This is a genomic window from Algoriphagus sp. PAP.12 (assembly GCF_026652115.1).
Taxonomy (GTDB): domain Bacteria; phylum Bacteroidota; class Bacteroidia; order Cytophagales; family Cyclobacteriaceae; genus Algoriphagus.
Window position 1 is genome coordinate 1 of record NZ_JAPPSQ010000018.1, and the last position, 14627, is coordinate 14627.

The 14627-nt window shown below is 40.0% G+C and carries 9 protein-coding genes and 1 tRNA gene; 6 read left to right on the top strand and 4 right to left on the bottom strand.

Annotated elements, in window-relative coordinates:
* Positions 1–239 precede the first annotated feature (239 nt).
* From O0V13_RS17695 to O0V13_RS17710, 4 genes are all read right to left on the bottom strand, one after another.
* Positions 240–314, bottom strand: a tRNA-Pro gene (locus O0V13_RS17695).
* Between the two features lie 29 nt (positions 315–343).
* Entirely contained in the window at positions 344–1942 is a 1599-nt protein-coding gene (locus tag O0V13_RS17700; RefSeq protein WP_268036317.1) for a sulfatase, read from the bottom strand.
* A 180-nt stretch (positions 1943–2122) separates the two neighbouring features.
* Positions 2123–2356 (bottom strand): hypothetical protein, encoded by a 234-nt coding sequence (locus O0V13_RS17705; protein WP_268036318.1) that lies wholly within the window; start codon positions 2354–2356, stop codon positions 2123–2125.
* Between the two features lie 136 nt (positions 2357–2492).
* Complete coding sequence (locus O0V13_RS17710) at positions 2493–2771, bottom strand: hypothetical protein (RefSeq protein ID WP_268036319.1); 279 nt, start codon at positions 2769–2771, stop codon at positions 2493–2495.
* A 67-nt stretch (positions 2772–2838) separates the two neighbouring features.
* On the opposite strand from O0V13_RS17710, the gene O0V13_RS17715 reads away from it, so the two are divergent.
* The 6 genes from O0V13_RS17715 to O0V13_RS17740 all read left to right on the top strand — a co-directional run bounded on the left by O0V13_RS17715 (position 2839) and on the right by O0V13_RS17740 (position 14624).
* A complete protein-coding gene (locus O0V13_RS17715; RefSeq protein ID WP_268036320.1) occupies positions 2839–3783 on the top strand; it encodes a serine hydrolase in 945 nt (314 codons plus the stop codon).
* Between the two features lie 242 nt (positions 3784–4025).
* A complete protein-coding gene (locus tag O0V13_RS17720) occupies positions 4026–6236 on the top strand; it encodes a sodium-translocating pyrophosphatase (RefSeq protein ID WP_268036321.1) in 2211 nt (736 codons plus the stop codon).
* Between the two features lie 425 nt (positions 6237–6661).
* The gene (locus O0V13_RS17725) at positions 6662–9748 is read left to right on the top strand and encodes a SusC/RagA family TonB-linked outer membrane protein (RefSeq protein WP_268036322.1); all 3087 of its coding nucleotides are present in this window, start codon (positions 6662–6664) and stop codon (positions 9746–9748) included.
* A gap of 19 nt (positions 9749–9767) precedes the next feature.
* Positions 9768–11180 carry a SusD/RagB family nutrient-binding outer membrane lipoprotein gene (locus tag O0V13_RS17730; protein WP_268036323.1) on the top strand — a complete coding sequence of 471 codons (1413 nt, stop codon included), beginning with the start codon at positions 9768–9770 and terminating at the stop codon, positions 11178–11180.
* Positions 11181–11240: 60 nt separating this feature from the next.
* Positions 11241–12548: a D-alanyl-D-alanine carboxypeptidase gene (locus O0V13_RS17735; RefSeq protein ID WP_268036324.1), complete on the top strand. Its 1308-nt coding sequence runs from the start codon at positions 11241–11243 to the stop codon at positions 12546–12548.
* 3 nt (positions 12549–12551) lie between these two features.
* The gene (locus O0V13_RS17740) at positions 12552–14624 is read left to right on the top strand and encodes a S9 family peptidase (RefSeq protein WP_268036325.1); all 2073 of its coding nucleotides are present in this window, start codon (positions 12552–12554) and stop codon (positions 14622–14624) included.
* Positions 14625–14627 lie beyond the last annotated feature (3 nt).

Sequence of the window (14627 nt, forward strand, 5' to 3'; positions counted from 1 at the left end):
TTATTCAATGCTACTTATTGCTTCAATAATGGCCAAAAAACAGGTTTTACCCAGACCATAATGGTATAAAGTGACTAAATCGATCCGAACTACAACTGGAGATCTGATCAATCAATTTAGGGCAAAACAGTTCCATTTGAAAATAGAAATATCTTTCTAAAAATCATTTTCATACGCAAATCATATGCAAATAAAAAAGGAGTTATGAGATTTTAACTCATAACTCCTTGATAATCAAGTCGGGGCGACAGGATTTGAACCTGCGACCACACGCCCCCCAGACGTGTACGCTAACCGGACTGCGCCACACCCCGAAATTTCAATTCATATCGAATATAAAAGTTTATTGCTTATCCACTTTACTCCCCCACCAATCCTCATTTGGTTTCCAGTTTTTATCCAGCATCTCTTTTCTAGCCTTTTCCAATCTTGGCTTCAAAACCTCTCTATAGGATTTCAGCTTCATGTCCAATGAATCCTGACTGAATTGAGGATCTTGCTCTGGATACAAGGCATTTTCACTTTTAAGCCATTGAAGCAATTCATTATCAAGCTTTTCAGCTAATTGTGAAAATTCAACTGATATATCATTCGTTTCCCCAATGTCTTTTCTCAAATCATAAAGCTCAACTCTATCATCTTCCCAATAATGAATCAATTTCATCCCTTCCTTTTGAATAGTAGAATTTGGCTCGCCTCCTTGATTGCCATAATGAGGGTAATGCCAGTAAAGCGCCCTAGATTCCATTTCCTCACCATTCAGTAAAGGAACCAAGCTTTTACCATCAATTTCATTTTCATCAACTTCCACTCCAGCTATTTCAAGGATAGTTGGGAAGAAGTCAGCACCTGAAACGGGAGTTTCAACGACTTCTCCATTATCTCCTTTCCAAGGAATGTATATAAAGTAAGGAACCTTAGTTCCTCCTTCCCACTGATATCCTTTTCCACCTCGCAAAGACAAGCTATTGGTTGAATAATTATCTCCTGAAGCTACTCCTCCATTATCGGAGGTAAAAATCACAATGGTATTTTTATCCATACCTTGTTCCTTTAAGGTTTGAAGTACTGAACCTACCGCTTCATCTACCTGTTCAATCAATCCAGCATAAACTGGATTATCCTGTTTTTTGCGTAAAGGGAGTATTCGTTCCATTTCAAAACCTTCTTTTTCAATCCCCATAGCCTCGGCTTTATCACGATACTTTGACCACTTTTCCTCACTCGTCTGGATAGGTGCATGGACCGCATAAAATGCCAAATAAGCCAAGAATTGAGAGTCTTTGTTTTCAGTAATAAATTGAGAAGTTTCTTTCGCCAATTTCATAGACAAAGTCATCCCTTTTTCCTCGGGAAGGTCTTCTAGATAGGGATTATTGAAAGGAGAAAAATACCCTCCAGTATAAGGCCCTCCGGCATGAAAACCTCCCTTATTAATGTCAAATCCATGATTGGTTGGCAAGGAGGATTGCTCTTCCCCTCCCAAATGCCACTTTCCGGCAAAAAATGTTTTATACCCGACAGTTTTTAAAGCTTCAGGAATAGTTACATATTCATCTTTCAAATAATGAGGATAATCCGGTGGAAGCAGCTTAGTAAACCTGCCATATTTCCTCCACTCTTCTCCAACTGGTGCCCCAATCCAATCAGTCACTTGATGAGTTGCAGTAAATTTCCCTGTCAACAAGCTGGCTCTTGAAGGACTGCAGACGGCACTGGTTGCATATCCATTGACAAAATTCACTCCTTTATTCGCTAGTTCGTCAATATTTGGAGTTTCATAAAACTCACTCCCATTGACGCTCAAATCAGAATATCCCAAATCATCGACTACTATAAAAAGGAAATTTGGTTTCTCTGGAGCTACTTTTTCAACTTTTGAATTGCAGGCAAATAAGGATAAACCAAAAGCTAGGCTATAGAAAGGCTTAAAAGAGTTCATTAAGATATTAATCAGGTAATTCATCAAAAACAGGAATCAAACACTCCCATTTATCTGCATCAGAATCACAAAAAAATGACAACGCCTTTCCTATTTTCAAACTTAGTAGAAAAAATGAATTTAGGCTATTTACCCTAAAAACAAATAGCCGAATTACTCCTAATCACTCACTCCCCAAAATCAATTGGGGTTTCTCTCCTTAAAGAAAACTGAATGAAAAGTATTGGAACAGCAAGTTGGGCATAAACTTGCCATTGGATTTAACTCCTGCGCTTTTCTCATAGCTTCAGGTCCATTATTAAACGGACCCAGATAATCCCTGTCCAAGGATCCGGGAATGGATTCACAATCCCTTTCATGGATTTCAAAATTTCCTTCTTGATTAGGTTTTGAAGACAGGTAAAAGAATTTCATAAGGAGTAGTTAAAATTTATAATCAAAAATACACCCCTTACTAACAGGAGAAAATACCCTATACAGGGTATTTTGCAGCTGAAACTCAAAATTTTTAAGCTCCAAAAATCATATTATATAACTTTTCTAATAAAGCCTAGGAATTATACCTGTCAAATAATTCAAGCCATTCTTGGTCTAAAGTCAAACTAGGTCTTTTCTCTCCAGCTCTTCGATACCAGTAATCAGCATTCCATTGGTCCCCTTCTTTTCTATGCAGATAAGCGTGTATTCTTGCCGCTGATTTCCCTTCCAATTGGTCCACTTGATCATGAGCCAAATCCCAATTTCCTTTCAAATCGTACCACAAAGACTTTAACTCCGGAGAGAAAGTATTTAATGGTGCTTCGAGATTTTTAAAGGTTTCTAAATCCATTTTTAATAGTAAGATTTAATACATTCAATACTAGGTTCACTCAAAATTGTAAATTCTTTGAATTAAGATGAAAAATAAACGAAGCTTTCTCCATCTCTCAATTCTTTTTTCCGTCATTTTTTGGTTATCGAATTCAGCTTATAGCCAATCCACCAAAAATCTTGAGGTAGAAATAAAAAAATTAGTGGAAGGATTTCATGGAGATGTAGGAATTTACATCCAGAAGCTTGGCAATGATGAAAAAATCGAAATAAATTCTGACACAGTATTCTCTACCGCTAGTATTGTCAAAATACCCATAATGCTCGGGATTTTTGATAAAATAGAAAAAGACGAACTCTCATTTCATCAAACCTTGATGTACCGAGATTCTATTAAATATGGTGGATCTGGGTTAATGCAGTTTTACCAAGATTCAACCCAAACAGATTTGAGAACATTAATTGCCTTGATGCTAAGCTATTCCGATAATACTACATCTTTATGGAACCAGGCATTGGCAGGAGGAGGCGCTCAGATCAATGAATTGATGGATAAACTAGGATATACTCACACTAGGGTCAATAGCCGAACTCCAGGCAGAGAAAAAATTTGGGAAAAATACGGTTGGGGACAAACCTCCCCTAAAGAAATGGCTGACATCTTGATTCGTATCTACCAAAAAGATTTGATTTCACCAGCTGCATCAGAAATGATGTATAGATTACTTTCCAATACTTTCTACAATGATTATGCTCTAAGCCAAATTCCACCGGGAGTTAATGTTGCGAGCAAACAAGGGATGGTAAACGCATCCAGATCAGAGGTATTTCTTGTAAATGGACCGGAAAGTGACTTTGTGGTAGCAATATTCACTGATCATAATGAAGATACAAGCTGGAGTCACAACAATGAGGCGTGGGAATTAACCAGAAAAATCACTCATCTTGTTTGGAATCATTTCAACCCCAAGAATCCCTATTCCCCAGCTGCTGGATCACAAAAATATTTGGAAGGATTAGGCTATGAATGATCATTATCATCTATTTACCCCGTTTTAATAAATAGATAATTTCTAGACACTTAAACGAATACGCATCAAACCCAATCAATCACTGCCAAATAATTAAAAAATCAAATCATTTTTTAATTTAATGACAATAAACATCGTAATACCTCGATAAAAACCACTTTTTATTCGGAGTTGGCAGGTTTCTTAGAAATTATATATTTGCTCAATTAATAATTAACCAAAACAACTGAGTAAATAAATTTATGGAACAAGCGGTGATATATCTGGTCCCTGCATTAGGCATACTGGGATTGATCGTAATGGCGATCAAATCCGCCTGGGTTAGCAAGCAAGCCACGGGCGACAAAAACATGATGGAATTAGCAGGCTACATCGCCGATGGAGCTATGGCATTCCTCAAGGCAGAATGGAAGGTTTTAATATATTTTGCCATCATAGCTGGAATTCTTTTGGCCTGGTCCGGAACCACTGTGGAAACCTCCAGCCCAATCATCGCAGGTTCATTTCTTATAGGTGCAGTATTCTCTGCTTTTGCCGGCTACATCGGCATGAACATCGCCACAAAGGCCAATGTAAGAACTACACAAGCCGCCAGAACCAGCTTAAAGCAAGCTTTGAAAGTTTCATTTACAGGTGGTTCCGTAATGGGCCTTGGGGTGGCAGGATTAGCTGTACTTGGGTTAGGCTCTCTGTTTATTGTTTTCTACCAAATGTTTGTAGTAAGTGCTGGTGCCGGTGTCAATGGAATGGAAATGGAAAAAGCCCTGGAAGTTCTAGCTGGTTTTTCATTAGGTGCTGAATCAATTGCCCTTTTCGCAAGAGTTGGCGGTGGTATCTATACTAAAGCAGCTGACGTTGGAGCTGACTTAGTTGGAAAAGTGGAAGCTGGAATTCCAGAAGATGACGTAAGAAACCCTGCCACTATTGCTGATAACGTTGGTGACAACGTTGGTGACGTTGCCGGTATGGGGGCCGATCTTTTTGGTTCTTATGTAGCAACCATTCTTGCCACCATGGTATTGGGCAGAGAAATCGTTTCTGCAGACAATTTTGGAGGAATAGCTCCAATTCTACTTCCGATGGTTCTGGCAGGATTGGGTATCGTATTTTCTATCATGGGAATGGCATTCGTCACAGTAAAAGACGAAAAAGGGGATGTCCAAAAAGCCCTGAATATGGGAAATTGGTCTTCTATTGTTTTCACAGGTATCGCATCTTTCTTTGTAGTAAATCATATGCTTCCTGAAAATCTAGAGATCCGAGGATATGAATTCACCAATATGGATGTATTCTATGCTATCATTTTGGGACTTGTAGTAGGAACTTTGATGTCTATCATCACCGAATACTATACTGCAATGGGAAAAAGACCTGTTTCTTCTATTGTAAAACAATCAGCTACTGGACACGCTACCAATATCATTGGTGGGCTTTCTGTAGGAATGGAATCAACAGTACTACCTATATTGGTATTGGCAGGTGGTATTTATGGCGCTTATGAATTTGCCGGTTTATATGGTGTAGCAATCGCTGCAGCTGGTATGATGGCAACAACAGCAATGCAATTGGCTATTGATGCATTTGGACCGATAGCAGATAATGCCGGAGGTATTGCAGAAATGAGTCAACTTCCAGAAGAAGTAAGAGGTAGAACAGACATCTTAGATGCTGTAGGTAATACTACCGCTGCCACAGGAAAGGGATTTGCTATCGCTTCGGCTGCATTGACTTCTTTGGCTCTTTTTGCAGCATTTGTTGGTATTGCAGGAATCGATGCCATTGATATTTATAAAGCGCCTGTATTGGCAGGCTTATTTGTAGGTGGTATGATTCCATTTATCTTTTCTTCCTTGGCAATTGCAGCTGTAGGTAGAGCTGCCATGGACATGGTCAATGAAGTTCGTCGTCAATTCAAGGAGATCCCTGGAATCATGGAATACAAGTCCAAGCCAGAATACGATAAGTGTGTTGAGATCTCAACAAAAGCTTCTATCCGCGAGATGATCGCACCGGGAGCCATTGCCTTGATCACTCCTATTATAGTTGGTTTCGCATTTGGGCCAGAGGTTTTGGGAGGCTTATTGGCAGGTGTAACAGTATCGGGGGTATTGATGGGAATGTTCCAATCAAACGCAGGAGGCGCTTGGGATAATGCTAAAAAATCCTTCGAAAAAGGTGTAGAAATCGACGGTGAGACCTACTTCAAAAAATCCGAGCCGCATAAAGCTTCCGTTACAGGTGATACCGTGGGTGATCCTTTTAAAGACACCTCAGGCCCATCCATGAATATTTTGATTAAATTGATGTCAATCGTAGCCTTGATAATTGCACCACATATAAGTAAAGGTGTTCACGGTGGACATGCTATGGCAGAAAAAGTAGAAGTAAAGAAAGAGATCAAATATGAAAACGGTAAAAAAATAGTGACCGAGACTAAAAAGATATTTAAGTAACAATTACATAAACCCAACTGAAAAGGCTGCCCAATGGTAGCCTTTCATTTTTTATACAGATTATCAGCTTATTGCAAATTTCACATATATATTATTGCATAAACATGCAAAAGAGAATATTATTTTGAACGAGAAAAAAATAATCTCCTCCCATCAAAAAATTAACTTAAAACTTGAATTTAGGTCTACAAACTTTTTAAATTAAGCAATCAATCAAATTAGGAAGGATTTAAAACCCTCAAAAACTTAGAAAACTAGGTTTTTTTAACCCAAACAAAGAAAAAAGCGAAGGAACTTCAACCGCATATTTTGCGCATTTTTGTGCTGTATTTGACTGCATATCTTGAAATATTCATATCTAAAACGGTAAAATAATGCAAGAAGTGATTGATAAACCAATTTTATAATCTATAAACTCAATTCAAATGAAAAACTGCTACAAATCAGCGATGCTTCTCTTGATTGGTTTTTTGGCGTCCATATCATTGTATGCCCAACAAACTGTATCTGGGAAAGTCACCGCATCTGAGGATGGTTCTCCGCTTCCCGGAGTAAGTATTCTCATCAAAGGAACCTCGACAGGTTCTGTTTCAGACATTGATGGAAATTATTCCATCTCGGTACCAGAATCAGGATCGGTTTTGGTTTTTTCCTTCATAGGCTATGAGACTAAGGAGGTTACTGTTGGCTCATCTAGCCAAATAAATGTATCACTCAGTGTCGAAGAATCGGAACTCGATGAATTCATTGTGACTGCTTTTGGTATTTCTCAGGAGAAAAAAGCCCTTGGCTATGCCGCTCAAAGTATTGATGCAAACGAAATCACCAAAACTAAGCAAAACAATGTTGTCAATGCCTTACAGGGTCAAGTTGCTGGTGTACAGGTCACCAATTCTGGTGGTGCTCCTGGTCAATCTGCAAGAATTATCATCAGAGGTATCAACTCTTTGGATCCATCTGCTGACAACCAACCATTATTCGTTGTCGATGGCGTACCGGTAGACAATTCAACTGTTGAAGCTTCTGGTACTCCTAGAGGGATGTCAAATAGAATTGCGGATATCAACCCTAATGATATCGAATCCATGTCTGTCTTGAAAGGCGCTGCAGCTACAGCACTTTATGGTGTCCGTGCAGCTAACGGTGCTGTAATCATCACCACCAAAAAAGGAAAAGCAGGCCAAGTAAGAGTGAATTTTAATTCTTCTGTTGGCTTGGACAACTTGGTGAAAAAGCCTGAACTCCAAAATCAATATGGTCAAGGCTTTAGTGGTGTCAGAGATGATTCTAGTTTCTGGCCTTCCTGGGGTGCTAGTTTTGCTGAAGAAAATGACCCTAACTATGTATATCAGGACAATTGGAACAGAGCTTTTGACACCGGATTACAAGTCGACAATAGCTTAAGTGTTTCTGGTGGTAATGAATCAGCAACATTCTATGCTTCTCTGGGTAGATTGGATCAAAAAGGGATCATTCCTTTCTCCACTTGGGATAGAACAAGTGCGAAGTTTTCAGGAACTGTAAAAGTCAGTGAAAAATTCAATTTCTCTGGATCCATGAACTACACCAATTCAGGTGGTAACCGTGTTCCTCATGACAGATTCTTGGAAAGAATGATGTATTGGTCAGAATCCACTGACGTAAGAGATTACATCAATGAAGATGGTACCATGAAAACTTATGGAAACACCAACCCGATCTATGATGCGAGATTTGCAACCTATAAAGATGATGTAAACCGAGTGATCGGTAACATGAACTTCAATTACAGCCCAACAGATTGGATGACTCTATCTTATAGAGTAGGTATTGATAATTATACTGATTCCAGAGAAGAAATCACTCCTGGACCTAAAGGCATAGACGGAGAGGTAGCCTTAAGCTCAACCGGTTTTATTGAAGAAACTAGAATTGTTTCCCGTGACCTAACTTCGAACTTTTATATCAGTCTGAAAAAACAATGGAATAACGACTGGAATACAAGTTTAAGACTTGGAAATGACGTCTTTGAAAGAAAATATGACAGAGTTTCTCTTTCTGGTAGCAACTTCGTAATACCTGGCTTTTACAATGTAAATAACACAACTCAGGTATTTGCCAGCCAAGGAAAAAGCATCCGTAGACTGGTGGGTTTCTATGGAGATTTGATGGTTGATTATAAAAACTTCTTGTTCTTAAACGTAACGGGAAGAAATGATATCTCCTCAACTCTTCCTAAATCCAACAATTCATTCTTCTATCCCTCTGTGAACTTGGGATATGTTTTCAGTGAAAACTTTGACCTTCCTTCTTGGATCACATTTGGAAAGTTGAGAGCTTCTTGGGCTCAGGTAGGTAAAGACACCAATCCTCACATTTTGGGAGCTACTTTCGTTTCTCCAAGTGTCTTCCCATTGAACGGCCAGGTTGGTTTCTCCAGAAATTCGACTTTCGGAGATCCAGAATTAAAGCCTGAATTGACCACTTCCATTGAATTCGGTACCCAAATGGCTTTCTTCAACAACAAGGCAAATCTGGATGTAACTTACTATAAGTCAAATGCAGTGGATCAAATCATCCCGGTTCCGATTTCAGATGCAACAGGATTTTCATCCTATATCACCAATGCTGGTGAGATTGAAAACAGAGGTTGGGAAATCGTATTAGGCGGAACTCCTGTAGAAAGCGGAGATTTCAGATGGGATGTTACAGCTAACTTGACAACCAATAAAAACGAAATCAAAGCCATTCGTGAAGGAATCGATCAGATCGTCGTTGGATCTCAGTTTGGTTATGTAGGTAGTACAGTAACCATGATTTTGAAAGAAGGTGAAGCATATGGAAATATCTATGGATCTAGCTATGTAAGACCGGGAGCGGCTGAAGGGGCTACTGAATTAGACCGAGACCTTCCTATGTTGATCGGTTCAAACGGTTTTCCAGTAAGAACAGGAAACCAACTTATTTTGGGAAATGCAGTTCCTAAATTCTTTGGAGGATTGAGAAATGAGTTCTCTTATAAAGGATTTGAATTCTCATTCCTGATAGATTTCAGAGCAGGATTACAACAATACAATCAGTTCGCAAACTTCTTGGCAGCATTCGGAAAACAGAAAGACTCTGAAAGAAGAAATGACATCGTGGTATTCCCAGGAGTTTTGGCTGATGGATCTGAAAACACCAAAGAAGTTTGGTTAGGTCAAGGTGTTGGACCTGATGGAGTCGATTATGGAGCTGGATACTGGAGAAATGCCTATCGGGCAATTTCAGAAAACTTCGTAAATGATGCAAGTTTCATCAAGTTGAGAAATGTAACCTTGGCATATAGTCTTCAACAAAATGTATTGGAAAGAACTCCTTTCCGTTCTGCAAGACTTTCTGTCGCTGCCAACAATATCATCCTTTACACCCCATGGGATGGATTTGATCCTGAATCATTCTCTGCCGGAGCCGGCGGAAATGCCGTAGGATTTACCGGTCTGGGCTTCCCAGGCGTACAAAGCGTATTCTTCACTTTGAACTTGGGACTGTAAACCTTAAAGCACGAAAACGATGAAATATAGAAATAAATTAACGGCTATAATGGGAGCATCAGTGATCCTGATGACCTCTGCATGTGACTCCTTTTTGGATGTCAATGAAAACCCCAACAACCCTGAGGATGCCCCTATCACAGGATTGCTGACAAACAGTACCTATGAAACTTCTCTTAATGTTTATAGAGGAGGAAGTGCCATCAGCAATTACGTCCAATATTTGGCTTCTCCAAACCCAAGTAGTTCCTCTGACATCATGGACCCCACTGATTTCAGTGGCACCTGGTTCAGCTTATACAATGTCATGACCGATTTGGATGTGATCATCAAGAAAAGTGAGGAGCAGGATGCTGGTCATTACAAAGGTGCTGCTCAAATCTTAATGGCCCTAAACTTAGGGATGACAGTGGATTTCTTTGGAGATGTTCCATTTTCTCAAAGTTTCAACTTTGAAACTGTAACTCCTGCTTATGATGATGATCAGCAACTTTACAACCAAATTATAAATATGCTTGATGAAGGAATCGCCAACCTTCAAGGCAGCACTTCTATTTCTATGGATGCAGATGACTTTATCTATGGAGGAGATGTGGATGCTTGGATCAAATTTGGCAATACTTTAAAAGCAAGGTTCTTACTTCACACGAAGGGTTCCTCTGCCTACAGTGCCTCAGAGATTCTTTCTGCAGTAGACGCTGGGTTTACATCTAATGATGATGATGCAAAAGTAGTTTTCTTTGAGCAGCGATTTAATCCTTGGGCTCAAGTAGCAATCAATAATGAAAACCTACTATTGGGAGGTTGGATATCCGAACAGTTTGTTCAAGCTTTGGATGGCACTACATATCCAGCAGTCGATCCAAGATTGCCTTTGATGATTGGCACCACTGATAATGGAGAATATATCGGAACTGTCAATGGGGCAGGTAGAGGTGATGCTCCAGAACAAGGCGCAAGATCTACATTGATACCTGGTCAATATTACACTTCTACGCTTTCTCCATTGATGATAGCGACTTTCGCAGAATTGAAGTTTATCGAGGCTGAAGCTGCGTTGGATACCGACAAAGACCGAGCATATGCAGCCTATTTAGCTGGAATTGAGGCTCATATGGATATGTTGGGCGTTTCTAATGAAGCTAAAGCTGCCTATCTAGCAGATGCAAGCGTGAGTGTGGGTGCAGATGCTTTGACAATCGATGACATTATGAAAGAAAAATGGGTTGCTCTTTTCTTGCATCCAGAAACCTGGAATGATGCCAGAAGATTTGATTATGGATACAAAGACATGGATTTGCCTGCAAACTTAAATCCTGACTTGAACAATCAATTCATCAGAAGATTGGCTTACCCAGCCAGCGAAGTCAGTAGAAATGGAAACAATGTTCCTTCTGTGACCCTTTTGGATAGAATCTGGTGGGATCAATAAAATTTAACAATCCTATTAAGTCTCCTGCGCAAATGCAGGAGACTTTTTTATTTTAACAGTATGAAAAAACTTTTACTCGCCCTTGCGGTATTGACTAGTTCCTGTACCGTTCAAAAAATCAATAAAAGCTTCACCAAATCCGATGTTTTTGACAAAGGGCATTTGGGTTTTATGCTTTTGGATCCAGATAAAGACAAAGTTTTGGTCGATATCAATTCTGATAAATATTTTATCCCTGCATCCAATACTAAACTTTTCACTTTTTACACTTCCTACACCGTTTTGGGCGATGAGTTGGTCAACGGTCTGAACTACCTGGAGAGAGGAGATTCATTGATCTTCTGGGGAACAGGTGACCCAAGTCTGCTTCATCCTGACTTGAAAAATGATGTCGTGATCGATTTTCTGAAAAAATCCGACAAGCAACTGTATTTGTTGGACAACTTTGACCAAGTGGATGCATTTGGTCCGGGTTGGTCTTGGGACTGGTACAATGCCTACTATGCTACCGAAAGATCATCCATGCCGATTTATGGAAATGTCGTCCGATTTAAGCAAGAGGATGGTGAAAGTAAGTTCAGAGTAATTCCGGATAAATTCATTTCGAAGCTGGAGGGAAAAGGTACCGAAAATTGGAATGGATATAGATTTCGGAGGGATCACCTCAATAATGAATTCACTTTCCAAATCCCTACCGAAGCTTATACAAAAGAGTTTGAAACAGATATCCCTTTTATCACTTCAGCAAAATTGACAGCACAGTTTCTTTCTGATGAAAGCGGTAAAGAAATCAACTTGATCAAAAACTCCCGTTATCTGGAAATGGATCCAAAAAAGCTCCAAACAGCTCCTGCGGATAGTATTTATGCTCAAATGATGAAAATCTCTGACAATTTCTTAGCAGAGCAACTGATGCTTTTGGTGTCGGACCAGCTGAACAATAAACTCAGCACCAGAGATGCAATTGATTATGCGAAAGAAAACCTATTGAAAGACCTTCCAGATGAACCGATTTGGTATGATGGTTCGGGCTTATCGTCCAGAAATATGTTTACACCTCGCTCTATTATTGCGCTTTTAGGAAAAATCAGAACCGAAGTTCCTTTGGAAAAAATCAAGGCCTACTTCCCTGCCGGAGGAGAATCAGGCACTATCCGAAGCTGGTATCCTGCCGATGAAGGGCAACCTCCCTACATCTATGCCAAAACCGGGACATTAAGCATGACCAATGCTCTAAGCGGATATTTGATTACCAAGTCAGGAAAAATCCTCCATTTCTCTTGTATTTTCAATAATTACGCAATCCCTTCCAGTGAATTGAAAACCGAATTGCAGAAGGCCTTGTACCAAATCCATGACAGCTATTAATTAATGAAAAAGCAAAGCACCTTCCTCCTAGCATTCTTATTCTTCTCCATGGCTTCCTTTGCTCAAAGGTTCACGATGGCTGAAGTGGGAAAATTCTCTTTCCCCTCAGAACTAACCAGTTCACCTAATGGCGAAAAAATTGCCTGGGCTATGAATGAGCAAGGAAAACGAAACATTTATTTCGCCAAAGGTCCAGATTTCAAACCAGTCAAAATGACTCAATTCAATGAGGATGACGGACAGGAAATCAGCAGTCTGCAATTTACAGCTGATGGAAACTGGTTGGTTTTTGTAAGGGGCGGAGACCATGGAGGAGGAAATGCATCCTCAACAGTCAATGCCCAAAACCTACCCACCCTTCCCAAAGTGGAAATTTGGAAAATAGCAATCGATGATCCTCATCCGACTCCGATTTTGGAGGGAGATGATTTTACACTTGGACCTCAAAATCAACTTTTATATCTCAAAGGTGGACAGGTTTGGACTGCAGATTTGGAAGGTATAAACAAGCCCTTCCAGCTCTTTCAGGTTAAAGGGAATGTCAATTCACTGGAGTTTTCCCCAGATGGAAAAAAACTGGCTTTCACCGTTAGCAGAGGAGGCCATCAATTACTGGGAATCTATGAAAATCAAGAGACTCCCATCCATTGGATTGAGCCTTCGTTTCACAGATATTCTCAACCCAAATGGTCTCCAGACGGAACCAAAATCGCTTTTATCAAAACACTAGGTGGTCAGGGAGCAGCATTTTCACTCTTAGAGCCAAGACATGTCCCATGGGAGATTTGGATTGCTGAAGTAGAATCTGGTGAGGGGAAGCAGCTTTGGAAATCACCTGAAACACTAAGAGGTTCTTACCGCTATTTCTTCTTCTCTTTTCCTAATGAAGAGGAGCTGATTTTCGAGTCCTATCAAGATGGTTGGCAACATTTGTACTCTTTGAATTTGAACACTGAAGAAACAAAGCTTCTTACTCCTGGTGATTACATGGTCGAGCAGATCAAATTAAGTCCAAGTAAGAAAAAAGTCCTTTTCTCAGCAAATACAGGTACTCAAAAGGAAGACCTAGACCGGAGGCATATCGGGAGTATTGATTTAGCTACAAAACAACTCACCTGGGAAACTTCTGGAACAGGAATCGAAGCCTATCCAGTAGCTGTCGGAAATAATGGAACACTAGCTTATTTTTCTGCAGATGCTCAAAGATCGCATTTGGTGACAATCCAAAATTCAAAAGGAACCCAACTTTTACAGGAGGAGATCATACCTTCTGACTTTCCTCAAAAATTACTCGTCACTCCAAAACAGGTCAGCTTTATAGCCCCGGATGGAACCACTGTTTACGGCCAACTTTTTGAAAAAGAAGGTGGGCCTGCAAAAAAGCCGGCTGTCGTTTTCGTACATGGTGGACCTCAAAGGCAGATGCTTTTGGGGTGGAGCTATATGGACTATTACTCCAACACCTACTCAATCAATCAATATCTGGCAGAATTGGGATTTGTCGTTCTTTCCGTCAACTATCGCTTGGGAATTGGTTATGGATATGAGTTTCACCGGCCAGCTTATGGCTATTACCAGGGAGCGGTTGAATATCAAGACATCAAAGCTGGAGGAGAGTTTTTAGCATCTCTTCCTCAGGTCAATTCAGAGAAAATCGGGATCTATGGAGGAAGTTATGGAGGCTATTTGACTTCATTGACTCTGGCACGAGACTCAAAACTTTTCAAAGTAGGAGTTGATATTCATGGGGTTCATGACTTGGATGGTAGATACGATTTGCCGGAAGGCTATGAAGTGGCACCCGATTATGAAAAAGCCAAAGAAATTGCCTGGAAATCCTCTCCAATGCCTGATCTGAAAACCTGGACATCACCTGTTCTGTTCATTCATGCAGACGATGACAGAAATGTTGCAGTCAGCCAAACCACAGATTTAATCCGTAGATTTGATGAAATGGGCAAGCCATACGAATCTATTTTGATTCCAGGAGATACACATCATTGGATGAAATGGGAAAATATGATCCGAGTGGATCAAGCTACAGCAGATTTCTTAAAAAAACACCTAATGGATTAAAAC